This is a genomic window from Streptomyces sp. NBC_00690 (assembly GCF_036226685.1).
Taxonomy (GTDB): domain Bacteria; phylum Actinomycetota; class Actinomycetes; order Streptomycetales; family Streptomycetaceae; genus Streptomyces.
In genome coordinates, this window is record NZ_CP109009.1 from 1,600,350 (window position 1) to 1,624,016 (window position 23,667).

The 23,667-nt window shown below is 63.6% G+C and carries 21 protein-coding genes; 6 read left to right on the top strand and 15 right to left on the bottom strand.

Annotation, left to right across the window (positions count from 1 at the left end; translation table 11 throughout):
- Positions 1 to 24: 24 nt before the first annotated feature.
- A complete protein-coding gene (locus tag OID54_RS07020) occupies positions 25 to 282 on the bottom strand; it encodes an acyl carrier protein (protein ID WP_329015524.1) in 258 nt (85 codons plus the stop codon).
- Positions 283 to 541: 259 nt separating this feature from the next.
- Here OID54_RS07020 and OID54_RS07025 point away from each other — a divergent pair, with 259 nt between their 5' ends.
- A complete protein-coding gene (locus OID54_RS07025) occupies positions 542 to 1,546 on the top strand; it encodes a ketoacyl-ACP synthase III family protein (protein ID WP_329015527.1) in 1,005 nt (334 codons plus the stop codon).
- 147 nt (positions 1,547 to 1,693) lie between these two features.
- On the opposite strand, the gene OID54_RS07030 is transcribed toward OID54_RS07025, so the two are convergent.
- From OID54_RS07030 to OID54_RS07055, 6 genes are all read right to left on the bottom strand, one after another.
- Entirely contained in the window at positions 1,694 to 2,926 is a 1,233-nt protein-coding gene (locus OID54_RS07030) for a ketosynthase chain-length factor (protein WP_329015531.1), read from the bottom strand.
- Complete coding sequence (locus OID54_RS07035; RefSeq protein ID WP_329015534.1) at positions 2,919 to 4,184, bottom strand: beta-ketoacyl-[acyl-carrier-protein] synthase family protein; 1,266 nt, start codon at positions 4,182 to 4,184, stop codon at positions 2,919 to 2,921. Before OID54_RS07035 ends, OID54_RS07030 begins: the two co-directional genes overlap by 8 nt.
- Before the next feature lie 67 nt (positions 4,185 to 4,251).
- Positions 4,252 to 5,454: a cytochrome P450 family protein gene (locus OID54_RS07040; RefSeq protein WP_329027313.1), complete on the bottom strand. Its 1,203-nt coding sequence runs from the start codon at positions 5,452 to 5,454 to the stop codon at positions 4,252 to 4,254.
- A 258-nt stretch (positions 5,455 to 5,712) separates the two neighbouring features.
- A complete protein-coding gene (locus OID54_RS07045; RefSeq protein ID WP_329015537.1) occupies positions 5,713 to 7,257 on the bottom strand; it encodes an FAD-dependent oxidoreductase in 1,545 nt (514 codons plus the stop codon).
- A 115-nt stretch (positions 7,258 to 7,372) separates the two neighbouring features.
- Complete coding sequence (locus tag OID54_RS07050; RefSeq protein ID WP_329015539.1) at positions 7,373 to 8,158, bottom strand: ABC transporter permease; 786 nt, start codon at positions 8,156 to 8,158, stop codon at positions 7,373 to 7,375.
- Positions 8,155 to 9,126, bottom strand: a complete 972-nt coding sequence (locus tag OID54_RS07055; RefSeq protein WP_329015542.1) for an ATP-binding cassette domain-containing protein — start codon at positions 9,124 to 9,126, stop codon at positions 8,155 to 8,157. The genes OID54_RS07050 and OID54_RS07055 overlap by 4 nt, the downstream gene beginning before the upstream one ends.
- Positions 9,127 to 9,252: 126 nt before the next feature.
- Here OID54_RS07055 and OID54_RS07060 point away from each other — a divergent pair, with 126 nt between their 5' ends.
- Positions 9,253 to 9,987: a TetR/AcrR family transcriptional regulator gene (locus OID54_RS07060; protein WP_329015544.1), complete on the top strand. Its 735-nt coding sequence runs from the start codon at positions 9,253 to 9,255 to the stop codon at positions 9,985 to 9,987.
- A gap of 39 nt (positions 9,988 to 10,026) precedes the next feature.
- Here OID54_RS07060 and OID54_RS07065 read toward each other — a convergent pair whose 3' ends face one another.
- Positions 10,027 to 11,031, bottom strand: a complete 1,005-nt coding sequence (locus tag OID54_RS07065; protein WP_329015547.1) for a methyltransferase — start codon at positions 11,029 to 11,031, stop codon at positions 10,027 to 10,029.
- A gap of 51 nt (positions 11,032 to 11,082) precedes the next feature.
- On the bottom strand, positions 11,083 to 12,036 hold the full coding sequence (locus OID54_RS07070) for an aromatase/cyclase (RefSeq protein WP_329015549.1): 954 nt from the start codon (positions 12,034 to 12,036) through the stop codon (positions 11,083 to 11,085).
- 197 nt (positions 12,037 to 12,233) lie between these two features.
- On the opposite strand from OID54_RS07070, the gene OID54_RS07075 reads away from it, so the two are divergent.
- From OID54_RS07075 to OID54_RS07085, 3 genes are all read left to right on the top strand, one after another.
- Entirely contained in the window at positions 12,234 to 12,911 is a 678-nt protein-coding gene (locus OID54_RS07075) for a TcmI family type II polyketide cyclase (RefSeq protein WP_329015551.1), read from the top strand.
- Positions 12,908 to 14,113, top strand: coding sequence for a cytochrome P450 (locus OID54_RS07080; protein WP_329015555.1), 1,206 nt, complete (start codon positions 12,908 to 12,910; stop codon positions 14,111 to 14,113). The genes OID54_RS07075 and OID54_RS07080 overlap by 4 nt, the downstream gene beginning before the upstream one ends.
- 108 nt (positions 14,114 to 14,221) lie before the next feature.
- The gene (locus tag OID54_RS07085) at positions 14,222 to 14,983 is read left to right on the top strand and encodes an SDR family NAD(P)-dependent oxidoreductase (protein ID WP_329015559.1); all 762 of its coding nucleotides are present in this window, start codon (positions 14,222 to 14,224) and stop codon (positions 14,981 to 14,983) included.
- A gap of 562 nt (positions 14,984 to 15,545) precedes the next feature.
- Here the strand turns inward: OID54_RS07085 and OID54_RS07090 are convergent.
- Entirely contained in the window at positions 15,546 to 16,997 is a 1,452-nt protein-coding gene (locus OID54_RS07090; protein WP_443055538.1) for a multicopper oxidase family protein, read from the bottom strand.
- An 81-nt stretch (positions 16,998 to 17,078) separates the two neighbouring features.
- On the bottom strand, positions 17,079 to 17,567 hold the full coding sequence (locus OID54_RS07095) for a PhzA/PhzB family protein (protein WP_329015564.1): 489 nt from the start codon (positions 17,565 to 17,567) through the stop codon (positions 17,079 to 17,081).
- 271 nt (positions 17,568 to 17,838) lie between these two features.
- Between OID54_RS07095 and OID54_RS07100 the strand changes: the two genes are divergently transcribed.
- Positions 17,839 to 18,930 (top strand): ArsR family transcriptional regulator, encoded by a 1,092-nt coding sequence (locus tag OID54_RS07100; RefSeq protein WP_329015566.1) that lies wholly within the window; start codon positions 17,839 to 17,841, stop codon positions 18,928 to 18,930.
- A gap of 436 nt (positions 18,931 to 19,366) precedes the next feature.
- Here OID54_RS07100 and phzG read toward each other — a convergent pair whose 3' ends face one another.
- The 4 genes from phzG to OID54_RS07120 are packed head-to-tail and all read right to left on the bottom strand — an operon-like array spanning position 19,367 to position 23,514.
- Positions 19,367 to 20,065 carry a phenazine biosynthesis FMN-dependent oxidase PhzG gene (gene phzG / locus OID54_RS07105; protein WP_329015569.1) on the bottom strand — a complete coding sequence of 233 codons (699 nt, stop codon included), beginning with the start codon at positions 20,063 to 20,065 and terminating at the stop codon, positions 19,367 to 19,369.
- Positions 20,058 to 20,897, bottom strand: coding sequence for a PhzF family phenazine biosynthesis isomerase (locus OID54_RS07110; RefSeq protein ID WP_329015573.1), 840 nt, complete (start codon positions 20,895 to 20,897; stop codon positions 20,058 to 20,060). Before OID54_RS07110 ends, phzG begins: the two co-directional genes overlap by 8 nt.
- 56 nt (positions 20,898 to 20,953) lie before the next feature.
- Entirely contained in the window at positions 20,954 to 22,894 is a 1,941-nt protein-coding gene (locus OID54_RS07115; RefSeq protein WP_329015576.1) for a chorismate-binding protein, read from the bottom strand.
- Complete coding sequence (locus OID54_RS07120) at positions 22,891 to 23,514, bottom strand: isochorismatase family protein (protein ID WP_329015579.1); 624 nt, start codon at positions 23,512 to 23,514, stop codon at positions 22,891 to 22,893. The genes OID54_RS07115 and OID54_RS07120 overlap by 4 nt, the downstream gene beginning before the upstream one ends.
- Positions 23,515 to 23,667: the final 153 nt, after the last annotated feature.

The following is a 23,667-nucleotide window of genomic DNA, read 5'->3' on the forward strand; positions in this document are numbered from 1 at the left end:
TCTCCGCGCCGCAGGGGCCCACCGCTAGCTCGACGCGGGCAGCAACTCGTTGACGGTTTCGACAAATTCCTTCGGCGTCGCGGTCTTACCTGTCCTGGCCTCCGGCAGGCTTATCCCGAGCTCTCGCTCGACCAGGAGTGTTACCTCCACCATCGAGATTGAGTCATAGCCCAGATCGGCAAACGTAATCTCGGCAATGTCGCCGTCCAGGTCAAGTCCGTCGTCCTCACCTGCCGCCCGGCGTATGTACCCCACCAGGTCCGCCTGGGTGAACGCTGTCATTCCTGCCCCCTTCGTCTCGTGACACCGAAACCAACATTGCCGGGATCCTTCGACACCCGATCGAGTTCCAATCGACGGCCGCACACGATCATCAGGATCCGGGCAAATGGATCTTTCGCATGGCATCGATATCGACGTGCGACGGCCAGTGGCCAGCTATTCGGCAAGGTCTCGCCTGGGCCTCGAACGAGCCTCCGCCGCATATGAGGACCCTGACCAGATACGGGTATCGGATTCAATCCGTGGGAGGACAAGAAGAATGAGGCACGAACTCTATATCGGCGCCGCGACTTCGTGGCTACCCGAGCGCATGACACTCGGCGAGGCGGCACGAGCTGGCCTCGCCGACCAGGCGCGAATCTGGAATACCGGCATTGAGTCGGTATGCGTCTCAGCGGACAAGTCAGCACCAGAGATGGCGGTACTGGCGGCACGGGCCGCGCTCGAACGCAGCAAGTCTGAACCGGAGGACCTCCATCTGCTGCTTCACGCCTGCGCGTACCACCAAGGCCACGACATGTGGCCACCGGCGTCGTACATTCAACGGTTCACCGGCGGCAGCTCATGCCCGGCCATCGAGATCCGTCAGATGTCCAACGGCGGCATGGTCGCTTTGGAGCTTGCGGGAAACTACCTCATTGCCAATGATCGGCCGACCGCGTTGGTCACCACTGCCGACCGATTCTGCCTGCCCGGCTTCGACCGGTGGCTAAGTGACCCAAGCACCATCTGCGGTGACGGCGGCACAGCCGTGCTGTTATCCACCCGTACCGGATTCGCCAAGCTCCGCGGGCTTGTCTCAGTGTCCGACTCCGGCTTGGAGCACGGTGGCCGGGGTGAGCAGTTCAGCGACGCACCGCTGTCCACCGGATCGCCGATCGACTTGAACAGCGACATCCTGGTGCGCGAGCTTGGGGTGGAGGCCCTGCTCAGCCGCATCGAAGCGGGACAACGGGAGGCATTCGACCGTGCTTGCGCTCAAGCTGACGTAAAGCTCAGCGACATCGACTGGTACGTGCTGCCGAACTTGGGCCGGACGCGGATGCGGGCGCAATACTTTGATCCGTTCGGCATCGACCCGCAACGATCGACCTGGTCCTGGGGGCGGCAGGTCGGGCATCTCGGCGCGGGCGACCAGTTCGCCGGGCTGGCGCATCTCGCATCCGAGGGCGCCCTTGAGCCCGGTCAGACTTGCCTGCTGGCCGGCGCCGGCGCCGGGTTCACTTGGACGGTCGGCATCCTGGAGATCATGAGCAAGCCGTGACCCAGACGACTCCTACTCGACGTGTTCACACCGCGACCGGGTGGGCTCTTCCGGGCCGACGCCGTACGTGGCAGCCGTTGCTGATGGTTGCCAACTGAACGGCGTCGGTCCAGAAGTGGGTCCATTCAGGTGTTGTATCGGCTTCTGCTACGCCGCTGTCAACACCATCGCAGAGTTGATGCCGTCGCCGCGTGCCAGTACCACAGCGGTGGACACGTTCGTTTCCCTCGGCTGGCCGAGTACCAGGTCGAGCTGGTCGGACCGGACGGGGTTGGTCACATTAATCATGGGTGGTATGACGCTATGCCGGATACTCAACGAAGCGGTGGCCACATCGAGCGCGGGGCCACCAGAGTACAGTCGGCCGGTCATCGTTTTCGGTGCGGTCACCGGAACTGCCCGTGGGCCGAACACACTTGTCAAAGCAGCAGCCTCGGCGCGGTCGAGTTCGGCCACGCCGGCCGCGTCCGCGAACACCACGTCGACATCGGCTGGCGTCACGTCGGCATCTGACAGTGCAAGCTCGATCGCCCGGCGTAGTCCGGGTTCCCGTCCAGAATCTGACCGTGGGTCGAAGGTGGTGGCGTACCCGGCGATCTCGCCGTACGGCCGCGCCCCTCGCTCGCGGGCGTGCTCGGCCTCCTCGACAATGAGCATGGCGCCACCCTCACCAGGTAGGTAGCCAGATGCGGCAGTGTCAAAAGGCAGGTAGGCCCGCTTCGGGTCGCTCACCGTGCTCATCCTGCCGGTAGTCAGCTCGATCACCCACCCGAGTGGACACATCGTGCTTTCCGCTGCGCCACACATCACCACCGACAGGCCGTCGGACACGTATCGGCGGGCCTGCGCGATGGAGTCGAGCGCACTCGTCAGTCCGGTCAGGACTCCGCCGGGACCGTGCAATCCATGCCGGATCGAGATCTGCCCCGTGTTCACCGCGTAGAACCAAGAGAACGAAAGATAGGCGCTCACATGATCGCTCCCGGCGCTCCATAGTTTCGCCAACTCGCGCTGGCTGTACTCAAGCCCGCCTGCGGAGATGCCAGTGACGATTCCAATCTGATCACCTGGGATGGCAGCAAGCTCAAGGTCGGAGTCACTGACGGCGGCGTCCGTCGCTATCAGCGCCAACCGGGTGGCCTGATCAGTCTGTGGCACCAGCCGGCCAGGGACATGCTCGCGGACGTCGTAGTCAGCCACCTCGCCCGCCAGCTTGGAAGGGTACTGCGCCGGATCGAATCGGGTGATCTGTTCGATCCCACTGCGCCCGTGCAGGACGGCGTCCCAGTACTCATCGGCGTCGAACCCATTCGGCGCGACCACCCCGATGCCCGTGATGACCGCGCGATGGCTCGTCGTCCTTGGGACGGTGTCACTCATCTGAATCCCCCTTGGTCAGCACCATGGCGCTCTGGAAGCCACCGAACCCACTGCCCACTTTGAGCACCGTGCGCAGATCTGCAGACCGTGCTTCCAGCGGAACATAGTCGAGGCCCAGTTCTGGATCGGGTTCATGCAGGTTGGCTGTTGGCGGAATCAGACCGGATTCAATGGCCAGCGCGCATGCCGCAATCTCGATCGAGCCGATCGCACCCAATGAGTGACCGATCATGGACTTGATCGAACTGACCGGGGTTCGGAACGCGTGATCGCCAAGACTTCGCTTGAACGCGTCCGTCTCATGCCGGTCGTTCTGTTGTGTGCTTGAGCCGTGCGCATTCACGTAGTCCACCTCCTCGGGAGCACGCTCGGCCATGTGCAGCGCCGCCTCGATGGCCGCGGCCATCTCGGTGCCCTCGGACCGGAGCCCGGTCATGTGGAACGCGTTCGAGCGCACGCCCCAACCGCCGATCTCCGCGTAGATGCGCGCACCACGTGCCCTCGCGTGATTCCACTCTTCCAGAACCAGCATTGCGCTGCCTTCGGCGAGCACAAACCCATTGCGGGTGCGGTCGAACGGGCGGGACGCGGTGGCCGGGTCGTCGTTACGAGGGGTCGTTGCCTTGATCGCATCGAAGGAGGCGACGCAAACCGGTGAGAGGGGCGCATCGGAGCCACCGGCGAGCATCACGTCAGCGGAGCCTTCGCGGATCAGTTGCGCCGCATGTGACACCGATTCGATGCCCGCGGTGCATCCCGTGGACACCAGTGCCACAGGACCTTCCGCACCGACCTGCCACGCTACGTCGGCAGCGATCGACGTCGGGACGAGATACTTAAATAGGTGCGGCATCGCGTACTCGTGGTCGAGGAGCCACTTGCGGCCACCGTCGGAGAGCACGTTGTATTCCCGGTCCAAGCTCATCGTGCCGCCGATGGCGCTGCCGATGCTGGCCCCGGTACGATGCGGGTCGATCGTGTCCATGTCGAGGTTGGCGTCCGTGACAGCTTCCCTGGTTGCGGCAACAGCGAGTTGTGCGCTCCGATCCATCCGCCGGATCTCCTGTGCGGAGAAGCCCTCCGCCACCGGATCGAAGTCGCACTCGCCCGCGATCCGGGAGCGGAACCCGGATGGTGCGAACAGCGAGATGGTGCGTATGGCCGCAGTGCCGGACGAGATCAGCTCCCAAAACTCCTTGGCGTTTCCACCGCCTGGGGCACGCACGCCGATGCCGGTGATGGCGACCCGTCGATTCATCGTGTGCTCACCGTTCGCGCGCTCAATTCAACGTGTGGCATGGGAATCTCTTTCCTGATAGCGAAGGTCAGGCATCGAACGTGACTGGCAGCGATTCCAATCCGCGGATCGTGAGACTCCGCTGCCATCGCAGTTCCTCAGGTGGTACGGCCAATGCGAGGCCAGGCAGCCTGCGCAGCAGCCCATCGAAGGCGATCCGGCCCTCCAACCTGGCCAGTGGAGCACCGAGGCAGAAGTGCGCACCACGTCCGAACGCCACATGCCCGTTGTCCGAACGAGTGACGTCGAAATGGTCCGGTTCCATGAACTTCGCCTGATCCCGATTGGCCGAGGCCAGCGACAAGAGCACCGGGTGACCTTTCTCGATGCGGGTCCCCGCGACCTCTATGGGCTCAAGCGGGAAGCGCCACGTCGCCGTCTCGAACGACCCGTCGTACCGAAGCATCTCCTCCAGGGCCGAATCGACAAGATGCGGTTGCTCGCGCAGTAGCGCGAGTTGTTCGGGGTTGCGTAGTAGCGCAAGCGTGCCGTTCCCGATCAGATTGACAGTCGTCTCGAAGCCCCCGATCAAGAGCAGGGAAACCATCGACAGCAACTCGGTCTCATTCAGCCGGTCGTCGTCATCCCTGGCAGCAATCAGCGCGTCGACCAAACCGTCGGCTGGCTCGCTTCGGCGCTTCTCAACCAGTTCGGTGAGATACCCGAGGAGGTCACGTAGTCCGACCGGCCGCGCGCTCCCAGTGTCGGGCTGGGCAGAGCCACTGTTGTTCGTCCATCGGCGGAAGTCCTTCGTCCACCGGCGGAACACATCCTGATCCGCCGAGGGTACGCCCAGCAGCTCACAGATCACCGTGATCGCCAGCGGGAAAGCGAACTCGGTGACGAGGTCGACACGTCCTCTCGGCACAATCTCATCGAGAAGCCCGTCCGTGATCTGCTGCACCTGGCCGCGTAGTCCCTCCACACGGCGGGCGGTGAAGGCGGTCGAGACCAGCCGACGCAGCCGTGTGTGTTCAGGCGCATCAGTGGTGAGCAGGTGTGTGCCCAACCCGGTCCGATCCTCCAGTGGCCGCCCCTTGCCCGCCTCCTGCCAGTCGCGCGGTGCGTTGCGGGGGTCCTTGCTCATTCTGGGATCGGTCAGCAACATCCGTACGTCCTCGTACCGGGTCACCAACAATCCGTAGAGGCCCTTGCCTTCCATGACCTGCCGGACCGGCTCTTCGTCACGCAGCCACGCGTACTCGGGATAGGGATCCTTGCCGAAATCCATCGTCCGCCTCCTCTGCTTGGTACTCAGTTCGTAGCCGAGATGATTCGGCCCGCCGTGCTGTACCGAAGTTGCGATGGGGCAGCGTGCTTTCGCGGACAGCAAGGAAGGCGACGTTGTGCGCCAAGCTTCGCGGCATCGATTCGAGAGGAGTTCGTGTTCGGTTCGAACCAGGCTCCGCGGTGAGACGGCCGACAAGCAGCATGCGGCCGACACCGGCTGTGCCGGTGTCGGCCGCATGACCGTGTCGAAGATCCGGTGTTAGCCCTCCGGTGTGAGATCGCTCGGCCTCTGTCGGCACAAGATGCGGTCGAGAGCGTCCTGTAGCTGCTCCTCGCTGGAACCAACCGCTCGCTTGGTCGGCGTACGCCAGCCGACGAACCCGTCTGGGCGGATCAGCACAGCGCCGTCCTCCTCAATGTTGGCGGCCTCGGCCCACCCTTCGACTGCATGGGACGTAAGGCCCACCTTCCGTGCAGCATCCAGCCAGTGGTCGGCTGCGGTCCCGGTGAGCAGTGTGAATCCATGCACGAGATCGACTGTGGATCGTCCACCCGGCAGCCATCGGTGTGGCAGGCGGCTGCCTGGTGCGCCGTCGAGTACGAGGTTCTCCATGTCCGACAGTGGTTCCGGGTCGACCACTGCGGGGGAGTCATACCGGTAGCCGACCACGGGAATCATGACACCCGCCATACCTACCGCCGCCCGGTCGTCGGCCAGGGCCGGATCATTGTTCCAGTGCAGGCTGTGGTTCTCCGCACGGATCAGACTCTGTTGCATGGTGAAGAGCGCGACCGGACGACGCTCGGCTTGATAGGTGTCGAGCAGAGCATCGCCGCCGGCGGCCAGTTTCCATGCCAGGTTGTGGCCGTCGGCGATACCCAAGTTGAGTCCGAAACCACCGACCGGCGGCACCGCGTGTGCCGCGTCACCGACGAGGAAGACGTTGCCCCGCCTGAATGCGTCGGCCACGTGTGCCGTTGACGACCACGGCAGCTGGCTGATGATCTCCGGCTCGGCAGTCGTGACACCGGTCGCGTCCCTGATCTGCTGTTGGATCTGCTCGATGGGTGTGTTCGGATCGCCGTTCCTTATGTGGAAGATCCAACGGCCGGTGTCGTCGACTCGGTACAGGATTCCGGATGCCCGATCGTTGCGCAGGAACGTCATGGAGAGGGGTGGGGCCGGCAGTTCCGCGCGGAACAGTACATTGAGCATGTGTGAGCTGCCCACTACTCCCGGGCCGGTCAGTCCGATGCCGAGCAGCTCCCGGACCCTGCTGCGGATTCCGTCGGCGGCGATCACGTAGTCGCCCTCGACGACCCGGCCATCTGCAGTGGTCACGCTGCCATCCGTGATAGCAGTCACTTCGCTGTCGAAGTCCACCCGACTGCCCAGTTCCCGCAGCAGCGCCAGTGCGGCCCGGTCGATCCTGTCCTGCGGGCAACTGCCCAGCTTCGCCGGGCCGATCTCCGGGCGTTCGAACTTGTGCGTGACGGCGGTCAGTTCGGCGAGGCTCGGCCCCGTCATTAAGCCCCGGCCGAAGTGCGCCGTGTCTACCTCGATGCCGGCCTCGCGCAGGATCTCTGCCGACCGGTCGGTGATGCCGAATGCCCTCGGATGGTCGTTGACCCTGGCCCGGCGCTCCAGAACGTGCACCGATACCCCTTGGCGGGCGAGGAAAACCGCGGTGCACAACCCGACGGTGCCACCCCCGACAATCACGACACGCATAACTCCCCCTTCATCCATTGTTGAACCGTGATCCAGCGTTGATTTCAATGGTGAGCTTGGTGAGCCGTCCACGGGCGTTCCCGGGGGCGGGTCGCCTCTGTTGGGGCTGGGATGGCCCGACCTTCAACAAGTCCGGTCATCCCAGCTCCGAGGTCATTTGGCGCGTTGGCTGCGCCCGGCAACGGACCTACAGTCCGGCTCGGGAGAAGCGTCGCGCCGAGAGCGGTACGAAGATCACCAGCAGCAGGCCGGCCCAGAGCAGGGTCGCCGCCACCGGATGGGTCAGCGGCCATGCGGCGTCTGGCCCAGGGGTGCCCGGATTGCCGAACAACGAACGCGTCGCCGTCGCCAGTGCGCTGAGCGGGTTCCACTCACAGATCACCTGTAGCCAGCCCGGCATCCCGTCGGTGGGCACGAACGCGTTGGACACCATCGTGAGTGGCAGCGTCAACGGCGCTAGATTGGCCGCGGTGGATGCCGAGCGGATAGCCAATCCGAGGTAGGTACCGACCCATGCCAGCGCGTACCGGAACAGAAGAAGCAGTCCGATACCAGCCAACGTCTGCCCAATGCCGTTGTGTGGCCTCCAGCCGACGATCAGCCCGTACACCATCAGGACCACCAGACCGTACGCTCCGATGACTGCCTCCGCGCCGCTCTGTCCCAGCGGCACAGACACACGGTGAGTGGGCAGTGAGCGCAGGCGGTCCATCACTCCACGGGACTGGTCCATCGCAACGGCGACCATCGCTGAGGACAGCGCGGTCCCGGTGCCCAGCACAAACATGCCCGGCATCATGAATTCGCGGTAGTTGGAGGATCCCGGTACGTCAATCGCACTGCCGAACACGAAGCCGAACAACACCACGAACACGGTCGGCATCAACATGATGGTGAGCAGGGTTCCGGGTTCGTGGCGCAACCGCAGAAGGTTTCGCTGAGTCAGAACCCAACCATCGATGAGGACATTCACGCCACTACCTCCTGCGTTTCAGCCGGCTTCGCCGAGTCAACGGTCTTGCCGGTCAGAGATAGGAAGACGTCATCGAGGCTTGACTCTCGAATCCCCACATCACGGATAGCGGCGCCGGATGCGTCGAGTTCACGCACGATCTGCGGCAGGGTCGGCACCACGCCCACCGCCGCGACCACAATGTGTGATCCGTCCGCCTCCGGGCGCTGGCCAGTGAGCCTTTCCAGCACCGTCATGGCAATCGGTAGGTGGTCGGAGGACTCCACCACGACGTCGATGTGGCTGCCGATCTGCGACTTGAGTTGGGCCGGGCTGCCTTCGGCGATGAGATGGCCGTGGTCGATCACGCCGACGGCGGAGGCGAGCTGGTCCACCTCCTCCAGATACTGGCTGGTGAGCAGGACCGTGGTGCCATCGGCGACCAGTTCGCGGATGGTGTCCCAAATCTCCATGCGACTTCGGACGTCGAGACCCGTGGTGGGCTCGTCGAGGAAGAGCACCGCTGGAGCACGCAGCAGGCTGGCGATCAGGTCTAGCCGGCGGCGCATGCCGCCGGAATAGGTGCCGGCCAGCCGATTGCCGGCATGGGCGAGGCTGAATCGTTCCAACAGTTCTTCCGCGCGGCGGCGAGCTCCACGTGCGCCTAACCGCGACAGGCGGCCGAAGATGCGCAGGTTCTCCCTGCCTGTCAGTTTGTCGTCGAGCGTGGCGTCTTGACCAGCCAGCCCGATCACCTTTCGGACTTCCCCAGGCTCCCTGGCTACGTCAAAACCGCCGACGACAGCCTGCCCGCCGCTGGGCCTGGTCAGCGTGCTCAGGATGCGCAGGGTAGTGCTCTTGCCCGCACCATTCGGGCCAAGCAAGCCATAGACCAGATTCGGCTGAATGGCCAGGTCTAGGCCGGTTAATGCCTCGACGCCCCCATACTGCTTTCGAAGATCTTTAGCATATACGATCGATTTTTCCATGATCATCTCCCGATCGGGTGCAGTGTACGCAGCACGAAGGCGGCCCACCGGGTACGGTGTACGCGACTCCAAGATAGTCACCGGGTACGGTGTACGCAAGTAGTTCACGCGCATATGCTGGTTGTTGTGTCGGACCCCAAACCCATCATCTGGATGCGACCGGAGAAATCCATGCGCGGCCCAGCGCCGACGCACAGTCGCGAGGAGATCGCCGCGGTTGCGATCAAGATCGCGGACGCCGAGGGCCTGGAAGCCGCGTCAGTGCGCAACATCGCCAGGAACCTCGACGCGGGCGCGATGACCCTCTACCGGTACCTGCCCACCAAGGAGGATCTGTGGGCGGTGATGATCGACGAGGCGACCGTCTTCGAGCCACAGGAGCCAACTGGCGATCTCCGCGCCGACTTGATCGTCTTGGCACGCCGCAGGCGACAGCAGTTTCTGCGGCACCCCTGGCTGGCCCCGCTCCTCGCCACCCGCCCCATCATCGGCCCCAACTACTTGCGCGGTATGGAACGCGATCTCGCCGTTCTTGGCGGCTGCGGCCTGCGCATCGACGACACGATCGACGTGCTGAACCTGATCTACTCCTGGGTCAGCGGTGCCGTACAGGCCGAGCTGACCGAGCGGGCGAACGCACACGAGTCCGGCGTTGACCGTCATAGCTGGCGGATGCGCATGAAGCCTTATCTCGTGTCCCTGCTTGCGACCGGCGAGTTCCCTTATCTGAGCAAAATGACCGAGGCAGCAGAGATCGCGGAGGCTGACGAACAGTTCGAGACCGGGCTGGCGATCATCCTGGGTGGAATCGAAGCCCGGTACTCGACGCCCGAGAACAACAGATCGAGCACAGCTGACTAGACGCGCCGACACCAACTCGCTTCGACTGAGCACGAATACTCAGCGAGGCGCACGCAGTTCCACGATGGACATACGACCGGCAGGCAGGATCGAGGCAATCCCGAGACCTGCGGATCCGGCCAGCTCGCTCAGCTGCTCGGGGGTGTGCTGTCTGCCCCCGAAGTAGCAGAGCATGCGCAGGTCACCTTCTGTCTGGGCGTTCTGGTCGTTGAAATAGTCCACGACGAACACGCTTCCCGTCGTGGACGCCGCGTCCGCGCACCGTCGCATGATCTGGGCGGCTGCGGCGTCGTTCCAGTTGTGCAGGATGCTCGACAGCAAGTAGCCGTCCGCTCCCGCGGGAAGTTCATCGAAGAAGCTACCTGTCACGGCATTGGCACGATGGTCGAGACCGGCAGCGGCGATGGCCTTGCCTGCGCGACGCGCGGGCCCAGGCAGGTCGATGACCGTCCCCTGCAGTTCGGGATGGGACTGCAAGATGGTGATCAACATGCTGCCGTCGCCACCACCGACATCGATGAGATGGCGAAGCCTTCCCCATGGATATCCCTCGGCCACGGCCGGTGCGTGCACCGCCAGTCTGGCCCCCATCAGCACGTCGAATGACTCGGCGCGTGCATCGTTGGCCGACAGGTCGTCCCAGAACCCCAGGCCGTACTGCTGTGGGTACGCAGGCTCGCCGGTGCGAACCGTGTGCAGCAGATGGACGAGGCTCAACTCGGCATGGCCGATCGCACCTTCGATGTCGAGCACTGATCGCATTCCTTCGGGCTGGCCATCACATAGGTACCGGCCCATGTCAGTCACGTCGTAGGTGCCGGCTCCCGTACTCGACAGCACTCCGGCAGCGACAAGGTGTTCCAGCAGCCGCCCCAGTACGTCCTGGTCGGCCCGCAGAACCTCAGCCAGTGCCGCGGTTGTCCGAGTACCGTCGATGATGTGGTCAGCCAACCGCAACGTTGCTGCCACCCGGATCGCCATCGGGGTTACCAGATCGGCCGCAGCCCACACTCCCCCGCCTCTGGCGGTCGTCTTCTCGGCCATCACCCCTCCTGATTTTCAACGATTGTCTGCTCGGTGAACACTGAGTGCCGATCAGAAGCCTGCACGCTCCTCCGCAAATCTCTTGGCAAGGCTCAGGTTGCTCATGCTGTTGCTGCTCAGCAGACGCCGCAGGAATCGGCGCGCGTCACTGATTGTTGTCCCGCTGCCCAGTAGCGACAGTGCCGATGGTTTGATCGTGCTGGTGTGCCGGGCCTCGGCGATGACGCCTTCCGGAGTCTCGGTGAACCGCCAGTGACCGGTGTGTGCGACCAACATCGCAGGCACACTGATTTGCTTGTACACAATCACGTTGGGTGGCAAGCAGATTCGCACCGACCGAACCGTGTGCGTCGCGCCATCGGGGCCCTTGGTATCCATGTCGAAGAACTGAACGTTCGGCACGTCCTCCGCCATGGTGAGCCCCACCACGTGTGGGATGCGCTCGGGCCACAGGTCAGCCCGGTAGAGATAGTCGTAGGCGTCCTCAATGGAACCGGCGATGAACAACGGGTCGGTGAAAGACAGGACGAGCTCATCCAGTTCGGCACGCCGTTCCGCCGTGTCACGCAGAGTTTCGAGGTGTTCCTTGCTGTCCTGACTGATCTTGTCCAGCAGTGGGCCAAGATCGGCGCCAGCCGGTGCGCCTACGTGGTGGCGCAACTCAACCCGGGTCCGGTCCTGCGCCAGCTCAGTGAACACCCACTCCCCGCGGATCTCAGTGGCGGGCGCATCGGCCTCCTTGTAGGTGAACGTGATGCGGCGTCCCGGCCGGTCAGTGCGGCGCACAGCCCGCCATGTGCGAACGGCAGAATCACCGACCAGCGACCAGTATTGGACCACCTCGCCCTCTTCGTCGCTGTCGACCAATTCCGCGTGCACGGCCGATAGATGAAACTGCGGCCACCGCGCCACGTCGGCAACCAGCTCGAATACCGTTTCGTAGTCGGCGTTGATGGTCACGACCTGCTCAACCTGCTGCGTACTCGACACAACAAGACACCTCACAAGCGTCGTAGTGTCTGGAACCGTCGCACTCGACGATGTCGTTCGCCGCTAGACCTCTCATCGAGAACCCTTCGAGTTGATCCGGCGTCGATTCGGCGTCGAAGGCACCGGCGCAAGCTTGGCGAGACCTCGAAACGAGCCCTGCGAGGGTCCGTAGCGCGGCAACGGTTCCACCCGCCAACTGTGAGGAGAGGCATATGCCGAGCATCATCACTGTCGGCAAATTCGACAGTGATAACGTCGCCGACGTTTCCAAGATCCTTCGGGAGTTCGATGGCGGGGTTGCATCCGAGCTGCCCCAGCTGCGCCGCAGACAGGTCTTCAACTACTGCGATCTCTATGTGCACATGCAGGACTGGGACGTCGAGGACGCAGCTGAGGCATACCGGAAATCAACCACTGATCCCCGATGCGCGCGGCTGAACGACAGCCTGTCGACCTACTTCGGCGTACACGCCGCGACGGAGGGCTGGGACGGACCGATCGACCAACCGACGGCCGAGCGTTTCTACGTGTGGCCTGCTCAGCATCTGGAGAACCTGGAGCAGACGTACAGCGCGGTGATCGTGAACACCCAGCGGCAGGAGCACATCCCTGAGGTGTCGCGGCTGTTCGCGGAATCGGATTCAACCGATTTTCCGCACAAAATGGGGACGCTGCGCCGCCAGATCTATCTGTGGCGTGGCATATACCTGCACATCCAGGACTTCGCAGAACCCGACGCTACCAACGTGATCAGCGCAGTGTGGACGGAAGGCGATCCCCGCTTCCTCCAGCTCGTCGACGACCTTACGCAGGTCATTCCACCGTATGACCCGCAAGGTAACTCGTTGGCCACTCGTTTCTACCACTGGGCAGCAGAGGTGTCAGAATGACCAAATTACCAACCCACCCCATTCGGCGGAAGCTGCCCGGCGTACTTCCGGCCGAGTACGAAACACTGCGGGAAAAGGGCATTGGCCGGGTTACCCTGCCCACCGGCAAGTTGGCATGGATGGTGGTCAGGCCAGAGTACGCCCGATTCGTACTCTCCGACCCACGGTTCAGCTCGGACAAGATGAACGACGACTTTCCGAAAATGACGCCGAACTCGCTAAACAAGTTGAAGTACTGCGCGCCGTTCATGATCAACCTGGATGGCCCCGAACATACGGCGAAGAAGAAGCCGGTCATCCAGGAATTCTCCCCGGCCGGACTCACCCGCCTGCTGCCCCGCCTACGGGTCGCTGTGGTCGAGCAAGTCGACGCGATGCTGGAGCGGCAGGACAAACCAGTCGATTTGGTGATGGAGCTGTCCTACCCAATCGCCTGGCGCCTGCAGGAAGTGTTCCTCGGCATACCCAAGGCTGAACTGCGGAAGATGCGGGACAACGTCTGGGACCTGCTGATGCGAACCGGCACCGAGGACGAAGAGAAGGCATCAGCCGCGCGCCTGAACCAGCACGCGGAAGACGTCATGAAAGAGAAGGCAAAAAACCTCGGCGACGACCTGATGAGCCGTCTGATCCAACAGGAACTCGAGGAGCATGGGGAGGTCGACTGGTTCCGGCTGGCCCCCCTGATGTTGTCGAACGCCCAAGGCATTCACAACTCGACGTCCACGATGATCTCGTTGGGCGTGCTCACCTTGCTGAACCATCCGGAGGAGCGGGCGACGTTGCTTGCCGAGCCGGACCGGATGACGGTGGCAATAGATGAGATGATCCGGTACTTCTCGGTCAACGACGGAACGCCCATGCGGCTGGCCGTGGCAGATGTGCGTATCGGCGATACATTGGTCAAGGCCGGTGACGGCTTGGTGGTGCCAACGCTGCCCGTCAACCGCGACCCGTCGGTGTGTCCGTATCCCAATCAGCTCGATCTCATGCGGGACAAACCCACCAGACACCTGGCGTTTGGCCACGGTCCGCACCAATGCCCGGCGAATCGCTTGGTGCCGGAGCTGATGGAGATCGTCTACACGACACTTTTTGAGCGAGCCCCCAAGCTCGCGCTGGCTGTTCCGGAGTCGGAGCTGACGTACAAGTACCACTCGATACAGGCGTTTGGTCCAGCCGAAATGCCAATCACCTGGTAGGAGTGCCGGCCGCCGCTCACGTGCCTCGGCATCGGGCGCGGCGGCCCTACCAACGGCCATTGCTCGGCGGGCACAACGGCTCGCTACCCCTGGGGAGGACGTGACACCGTGACCGACGACGATATCCGGAGCGCCACGCTGGGCAGCGACGGCCGCATCGCTCTAGTGACCGGCGCTTCGGGAGCCCTCGGCGCCGCCGCGGCACGCGTACTCGACCGCCGTGGCTACCAACTGGCGTTGCACTACACCACCGGTGTGGATCGGGCCCGCAAGGTCGCCGCCGAGCTAAGCAGACCCAGCATCGTGGTGCAGGCGGACGTCGCAGACTGGGATGCCACGCGGGACATGGTCGGCCGGGTGCGCACCGAGTTGGGCAGCATCAGCGTGCTCGTCAACGCAGGTGCTATCCGCCGCGACGGATTCATGGCCACCCAGTCCATCGACGACTGGACTCAGATCATCGCGGTCAATCTGATCGGCACCTTCCATACCAGCCGGGCGGCGCTTCCGGACATGATGCGGGCCCGCTGGGGGCGCATCATCAACGTCGTCTCCCCCGCCGGGCTCATCGGCAGTCCAGGCCAGACGGCGTACTCGGCGGCCAAGGCCGGCGTACTGGGGATGACCCGGAGCCTGGCTCTGGAGTGTGGGCGGTTCGAGGTAACGGTCAACGCGCTATCGCCTGGGCTCATGTGCACCGCGCTCACCGAAGACGTGCCGGCCAAGGTCCGTACGGCCCTCATGGCCCGGACGGCGTTCGGCCGCATGGGCACGCCCGGCGAGGTGGCCCGCGGCATCGAGCTACTGCTGGACGCCGACTATATGACAGGTCAGGTGTTGTCCATCGACGGCGGGATGTCGATCTCCTGACCGCCGCGACTGGACGGGCCGGGCCTCGGCCCGGCTGTTGCACATCAGCACGTGCTCCTAGGGGTGGTGCTCGCTGTGGTAGCTGTCACGCAGCCCCTCGGGGCCCAGCCTGCGATGTCGACGGCGAGCTTCCAGCCGAGATTCACCGCGCTGCGCCCCTACGCTCGTGCCTTGGGCTGACCGGAGTGTGACTCTGTGCGGCGGGCGGACGTCAGCCTGGCCTGACCGGCGCCGACGACGGTGGCGCCCTGGGCGCATTTACCGCTACTCGTGCAGATGGATGCCGTCGTCGTGGGCGCAGCCCCAAGCCGGCCAAGCGAAGATGTCCCGCAGTCAGGAAAGCGCCCTCACGGTGACACCCGACCCAGCGATTCGCGGGGCGCCGACCCACCGTGGTTGTGCGTCATGCCGGTCATCGGTCCAAACACGCAGCGTGTTCCTGAACACCTGAGGCACATACGGTGAGGCGGCGTCGCGCAGCCACGGTAGTCAAACACCGTTGTGTTCAACCGGGACCTGCGCCTGGTCGAACACACCTTGGGTGGGGACGGCCGCGTCGCCCTCAGGTGATCTTCATCGTGGCCATCATGCCCATCGCGGAATGGTCGAGCATATGGCAGTGGTACACAAACTCCCCTGCATAGGTGTCGAAGGTTGCCTGGAGTTTGACGGTCTCGCCCGGCATCACTGCCACGGTGTCCTTGAGGCCCAACTCGGCTGGGCCTGGGGCCGCCCCATTCCGTTCAATCACTCGGAACTGGACCAGATGCATGTGGAAGTTGTGCGGTGCCCTGGTGTTGGCATTGGTGACCGTCCAGATCTCGCTCGCGCCGAATAGGACGTGTGCATCAACCCGCTGGTGGTCATAGACCTTGTCATCCATGTATGCCTGGGGGGAGGGCCTGCCGTCCTCGTCCATCCGCATCACAATGGTGCGGTGGGCTGTGGCAGTGGGCAAGGGGGGCAGGGCACGCAGCACACTGGGGATGGAGCTGGGGTCGGGGGCGGAACGTGTCACGTCGAAGCGCATGACCTGTTCAACTGAGCCATTGCTCGCGACGCTCTCCAGGAAGACTTGGGCGCCGATCGGGTAGCTTGAGAAGTCGATGACAATATCGGCACGCTCACCCGAGGTGATGAAGAGGGACTGTGTGGTGTGCGGAGCGGGCAGGAGTCCACCGTCCGACCCGATCTGAATCATGTTGGCCCCGCCTGAGAGGCGGAGGGTGAAGAAACGCATATTCGAGGAATTGGCTAGGCGGAACCGATACTTACGGGCGGCGACCTCGAAGTACGGGTAGGGCACGCCGTTGGTGAGCAGGGTGTTCCTCGTTCGATCTCCCATGGCGTAGACGAGTTGGCCCGCAGCGTCGAAGCGCGCGTCACGCAGGTGGATCACCACGTCGTACGGGCCCTTGGGCAGCGGCAGGGCATCCTCGATGGAGTCGGAGATGAGATAGCTGCCCTGCAGGCCGCGATAGACGTTCTCCGACTCCAGGTGGTGAGCGTGGTCGTGATACCAAAGCGAGGCATGCGGCTGCCTGTTGGGATAGGTGTACACACGCTCGGCGTTGGGTGCGATGGTGTCCATGGGGCCGCCGTCGCTCTCGGGCGCTACCGAGGCACCGTGCAAATGGCGCGCTACAGGAACGTTCAGTCCATTGCGCTGAACAATGACGACGGGGCGGTTCTCTCGCGCCTTGATCGTCGCACCGGGGAATCGCCCATCGTAGGTGAGCAGTTGGGTACTCAAGCCCGGCAGAATCTGCTTCGTGGCGCTGATCACGTTGCTTTCGTATCTGTCCACCCCGCCGACGGTGGACACCGGCTGTGCCACGGGTATTAGCGGCATGGGCGTCTGGAACGGCACGATGGGCGGGGGCGTGTTCTGCGTCGAGGCACCACCTGCGCGCTTGGCGTCCTTGGCGGTGAACACGGGGATCAGCGACACACCTGTCAAACCTGTGGCAGCGGTAGCGATCCCTGCACCGAGTAGGCGTCGTCTGGTGACCATAGTTCTTCCTTAAGAGGGCTAGTTTCCGAAAGGAACGACTGAGTAGGAGGCCGGAAATCGCACATCGCGACCTGCCTGCGTTCAGGTGGGGATTCCTGCGCGCTTTACCACTGGCACGGGAATTCCGAGTGCACGCATCTGTTCAAGGGGGTTCATGAACTCTCGATTCCGCACAATCTTTCCGTCGTCGAGCTCGAAGGAGTGCAGAAAATGGTTCTCGTAGTAGCCGTCTGCGTAGCCCGGAAATTTGATCTTTCCGTGACCGTCGCACTCCACCCAAATGTAGTTCGGATCCTGAGTTTCGAAGATCTGAATGTTGTACCATTCCCAGTCCGGGAAGCACTTGAGTGACCATACGCCGTGCTCGCGCAAACGGTCTCGCCCTTGGATGACGATGGGTGCCCCGGTGTCATTCGTCCACAGGCCGCCACTGCCGTCCTCAACGAAAAGCTCGTGACGGCGCAGCCGAGCTTCCCCCTTGGTATCCGCTAGATACTTCTCAACGGTGGCTCGGTTCTTCCGGCGCAGTGCGACGTAATCGGCGAAGGCGTGCGTAATTGCGTCAGGCATGTGTTCCCCTCGGCAGGGTTCGCAGGAAACGGCAATATTCAACCGTAGCAACTATGGCATGAGAATTATGACAGTCATCGCTTGATACCCACTTGAGGGTCGGCTGAGAATGTCACTCGCAGATTCTCAGTTACGCGGGATGCGGCAGGGCTGTATTGAATCTCGACCGGAACCCGATGAGCTCCGAACACACTGCAGAGGCATGCTCGGGTCGCCAGTAGGCCCATATGGCAGGCGCAGGTCAAGGAAACCGGCAAAAGGGAGATCACTGATGACAGGCACCCATCGTGAGGCTGAAGCGACCAGGCGCACGGCGGGCACCTCGCACGGCGTGGATGTTGGGCAGAGCTCCGGCTCCAAAGCGGCACAGGCTACGGACGAGTTGCTCGAACTCTCGCTGGGCTACCTCTACTCAGCCGCCCTGAACACCGCAGCCCGCTTCCGGATCGCAGATCATCTGGGAGCCGGGCCGTGCACGGCCGAGGAGCTCGCCGAGGCCGCAGGTGTGGATGCCTCGTACCTCTATCGAGTCCTGCGGCTGCTCAGCACTAAGGGTGTGTTCCGGGAGGACGAAGAGGCCAGGTTCCGCCTCACACCGCTTGCGCAACTGTTGCGTACGGACACGGAGCAGTCATTGCGTGACTACGTCCTGGTCCGTGGTGAGCCAGCGTTCTGGCAATCAGCAGGCCGGCTCCATGAGGCGGTTCGGACCGGCACCAACGCATTCGAGTCCATCCACGGCGTGCCCTTCTACGACCACGTCGCTGCCGATCCGGAACTCGGTAGGACATTCAATTCCAGCATGGCGGCCTTCTCGCAGGTGCTCAGCAACACTGTTGTCGATTCCTTCGATTTCTCCGTATGCAAGAGTGCCGTGGACGTCGGTGGCGGGCGGGGCGGCCTGCTACGTACAGTGCTTCTCCGCAACCCGCATATGACGGGGATCCTTCTCGATCTGGAATCCGTTGTTGCCGAACACCAACTCGACGTTCCCGAACTGGCCGGTCGGTGGGCCGCCGTGGCCGGGGACTTCTTCACATCGGTGCCGTCCGGCGCCGACATCTATCTCCTCAAACACGTATTGGCCAGTTGGCAGGACGACGAGTGCGTACGCATCTTGCGGACGTGCCGCGCGGCCATACCCGCGCACGGCCGCCTGTTGGTCGTCAACGCACTGATTCCGCCGGGCAATGAGCCCCATGCCGGCAAGACCGGGGACGTGCTGATGATGACGGTCCTCAACGGGCGGGGCCGCACGCGTGCGGAGTACGAGGCATTGTTGGTGGCATCGGGGTTCACGGTCACTCGTGTGTTGGAGGCTTCCTCGCACGCTTCGGCCATTGAGGCGGTACCTGCAGACTGAGCTTTCGGTTCCATGCCTTGCTGGTACTCGATCGTTGGTGGCGACCAAGATCAGACCCAATAGTCGTGTCCGGTGCTTGCGCACCGGTTGCACTTCGTGGAACGAGCCTGCTGCGTTCGTACGCAAGCAGTTGGGCCCTTGCCGTGTTGGCGCCGTGTTGGCGCTCGATTGTCTGGCATCGAGTCCGTCCTGCACAAGCAATGCGAGTTCCCAACTCCTCGGCACAGCAATGCAAACAGTGGGTTGCCTAGGAGTCCTCCTCGACAGTACGAACAAGCGGCAGAAGGCTCTGATGAGGGGGCAGCCTTCTGCTACATCCGGGTGGGAGCACCGAAGGTGACCGCACGGACCGGCCAAGGTAGTGACCCGGGGCAGCGGCGACTCGTACCGCTCCCAAGGCCATGCTGCGCATCTGGACCGAGTGGCCAAGTGAGGGTCACGGCTGGAGCCTGTCGGCGTTCCAGCCGTCGGCCGTGCGGTCATACCGCAGCCGCTCGTGCAGCCGGTCCGTGCCGTTGGCCCAGAACTCGACAACCACAGGGGCAAGTCGGTAGGCCGCGAACGTCTCGGGGCACGGCAGCGCCCGCTGTGACGCGCCCAGTGTCCGGGCCCTGTCACGAAGCTCGGCCACCTCGGCAAGGCTCTCCATCGACCGGCTCTGTTGGGAAACCGTGCTCATGGCGTGCGTGAAGACTGGCCGCGCCTGCCACAGGGCCTGGGCCTGGGAGTGGGGCAACCGGTGCACCGGACCGGCCAGAGTGATCTGCTGGCTGGTCTCCCTCCAGTACAAGACACCTGACGCCCAGGGGTTCTCGGCCAGTTCCCGTCCTTTTCGGCTGCAGGCGTGGGTGACGAAGTCAACCCCGGCCTCGGTCACCGAGCCGAGGACTACGGTGCGGGACGAGGGACGGCCTTGAGCATCGGCGGTGGCCAGAGCCAATGCGCGCGGCTCCCGAACTCCGAGGGCGACACTGCGTCCGAGCCAGGTGGCCAGCAACCCCATCGGGTCGTTCGGCGGCACCTGGTACTCCGGGAAGCGCACCTCATGGGTGCCGGTGAGCGATTCCGACCGTGCTGCGGCCGGGCGGTCGCCCACGCCGTCTGTAGTTGAGGGCGACGAGAGCGGGTCAGACATGGAGCAGCCCCTCAGCAGTGATGACTCCGTGGCCGCGGACCTCCACGGAGTCGACCCGGTCGCCTGCTCCCTGCACCAGCGCTTCCATGAGCGAGGGCCGGCCGATCTCCACACCCTGGGTGATGTAGACGTCCTGCCCGTACGCACGCAGGCCGTGCCGCGCGAGATGGATGGCGATGGGCCCAGCGGCGGAGCCGGTGGCTGCGTCCTCCACCACTCCGTAGGAGGGCGAGAACATGCGGTTGCGCCAAGCACCCCCGCTTCCGGCGTAGCAGTTAACCGCCAAGTCGGCAAAGTACGACAGAGCGCGGTGATCGGGATTGACCTGCGATAGGGCATCCACGCTGTCGAGCCCCACGAGGACGTGCCGCGGTCCGTTCACATAGATCTCGACGGGAAGGGTCGACGCACCGAGGTCCAGCGCGTGAAGCAGTTCATCGGTGCGGTCGAAAGGTTTCCACCAGGGCACCGGCTGGCGCATGCTCGCCCGGACCACTCGTTCACCGGCGCGTTCGAGTGTGAAGGGAATGACTCCCATGGCGGTCTCCAGGTGCAAATGGTGCGCCTCTGTGCCGATGCCCAAGGCCACAGCGGTGCCGAGCAGCGGGTGTCCGGCGAAGGGAAGTTCGTTCACGGGGGTGAAGATCCGCACGTGGGCGTCACTGTCTTCGGTGCGCGAGGGCAGCACGAACGTAGTCTCCGAGAGATTCATCTCCCGGGCTATACGCTGCATCTGGTCGGTGGCCAGATCGTCGCCGTGGAAGAACACGGCCACCGGGTTGCCGCTGAGGGGTTGGTTGGAGAACGCGTCGACGACAACGTACTTGTGCATATGCTCCTCACTCGTCAAAGGATGTGCCACAGCCGGCATGGGGTCGAGAAGCTTGATCAGCCCGCCATGCTTGATGCGGAGGCCAGTACGTCGGCCAGAGCGGCGCCCACGATGCGCGGGCCGCCTTGGGTGAGCACAGATTCCGGGTGAAACTGCATCGAGGCGAAGCCTGGTCCGCGCAGTGCGTGGACCTCCCCGTTGACCGCATCCCGGCTCACCCGGACTAGGCCCACGCCGGCAGCGATGAATGCATCGCCTTCGCAGGTGAGCGCGAAGGTGTTGTAGAAGCCGACGCGTTCGGTGGCGCCGAAGAGGTCGATCTCCCTGTGCACTCCCTGGCTGGGAGCAGCCTTTTGTCGCAGGGGCAGTCCAAGCCTCAAACCGAGGATCTGGTGACTGAGACACACCGAGAAGAACGGCTGGCGTCGGCGCAGTAGCGTTTCCACCGTCGCATCCAGGTAGCGCATCTTCGGATGTGTCTGGTCTTGGGGATCACCAGGCCCCGGGCCCATCACGACGAAGTCGTAGCCTTCTAGGGAACAGTCCTCGTCGAAGCGGCGAACCGTTACCTCTAGCCCCAAGGACCTGAGCTGCTGATCAAGCATCGAGGTGAAGGCATCCTCGGCGTCAACCACGATGGCACGGCGTCCGGCCAATTGTGGATGCGCACCGGCTTGCCTGGCGTCGCCGGACAACCAGAAGGTACCGATGGGTGCGTTGCGTTGCTCCAATGCCTTGCGGACGCTCGGGTGGCCTGCGAAGCGCCGTGGAACCTCGTTGAATGCAGCCAAGAGTCCGGCGGCCTTGGCCCGCGTCTCGGCGGCTTCAGATCCAGGATCGGAGTGCCGCACGATCGTGGCGCCCACAGAGATGCCGACACGGCCCGCGGTCGAGATATCCGCCGTTCGGATCAAGATCGCGGAGTCCATAACACTGCTGCCGTACGCGTCCCGTCCGATGAGAGCCACGGCACCGCTGTAGTAGCCGCGGCCTCCTGGTTCGTATTTGCGAATGATCCGGCAGGCGCTTTCCAGCGGGCTTCCGGTCACAGTGGGCGCGAACATCGTCTCGCGCAGGATGTCGCGGACATCATGGTCGGTTGCGCCCTCGATCAGGTACTCCGTGTGCGCTAGCTGAGCCATTTCCCGCAGTTGCGGGCCGATGACCCGACCACCCCTGTCACAGATGCGCCCCATCATCTTGAGTTCCTCGTCCAGTACCATGTACAGCTCGTCGGTCTCCTTGCGATCACGAAGGAACTCCAACACGCCTTCGAGCGTGGGACCCGACGGGGGATAGCGGTACGTGCCACTGATGGGATTCATCACGGCGATGCCGTGATGGAGGCTCACATGCCTTTCAGGTGAAGCACCAACGAGCGTCCGAGTGCCGGTGTGGATCAGGAAGGTCCAGTGCGCACCCGACTCTCGTTCGACGAGACGGCGGAAGAGCGCGGGGGCGCTGTGCGCCCCATAGTCCGTGATGTCTGCGACGAACGTGCGTTTGATGACGAAGCTCGAACCTTCCCCCGTACCGATCATCTCTTTGATGACACTGCGCACCGCTTCTTCGTATGTCTGGTCATCCACATCGAAATCGCCATCAGCCAGTCGGGTGGGCACAGAGGGAAGACGCGGCAGAGCCTCAGCCAGTGGCAACTGCTGCTGGCGGGTGATGGTCATGGCCACGAGCGGTGTTCCGTCGTCAGCACAGGCGAAGCCGCGCTCGATGAGTTGCCGATAGGGGACGATCACCAACACATCGTGCTGGGCCCCCTCGCCTGCCTGGGGACCGGGGGCTGGGGGCAGGGGGATGTCTGCCAGCGTGGTGGGAAACGTCACCGAACCTTCGACGACCTCCACGGCGTCGGGGCCGGTGACACTGGGCCGATGCAGTAGTGCGAACGCTTGCGCCTGCCCGTCCAGCACCCTCTGGAGCACGTCCGTGTCCGTGTGACCCGCATGCGGCGGACGGCTGTGCGGCTGTCCGCCCGTCATGTCAAAACCCCCTTGACCGTGGTGACCAGGGCACAGCGCTCGGCGGCATAGGTGAGCGCCCGATGGTGGTACTCCTGCGAGAAGTCTGCCGTGGCGTCCGCAACGAGGAACGGCTGTATGTCGCGGGCGAATGCGTCGATCGCTGTGGCGAGAACGCCAACGTGGGCATAGACGCCACACAGGATCAGTTGATCGCGGCCCTCAGCCTGCATACGCTCAAGGAGGTCAGTCTTGAAGAACGCGCTGTAGCGCCATTTGGTGAACATCCAGTCGGCATCATTTGGGGCAAGGGCATCGACGACCAGGCGGTCCTCGGGAGCGGGGCGCATACCGGGCCCCCAGAAATCCTTCAGCAGACCACGTTCGGCGTCGCTCATTCCCCCCGGCTGGGCGGTGTAGGCGATGGGAATGCCACGCCCGACACAGCGATCACGTAACTGTGCCGCATGGTGCACTAGTTGACGGCTCAGACTTCCGGGGAGCGGTCTGAGGAAGTACCTCTGCATGTCATGGACCAACAAGACCGATCGCTTGGGACTCACACTCCAGGACACAGTGGGTGATGGGAGATCACCCTCGGTGGGCAGCGGGTACGCAGTCACAGGGGGTATGCCGGCCATCGCTCCATTTCCTTGCTTCAGGTGTGCGGTGCACAGCAGGGCGCGAAACGTCAGTTGGCTCAGGTGGTCCGGGGAAGCGATATGCCTCGATCAACAGACCGCGTGGTGACGAAGGTGGACGTTGGGCTCAGTCGACGACGCTTACGACAAAGC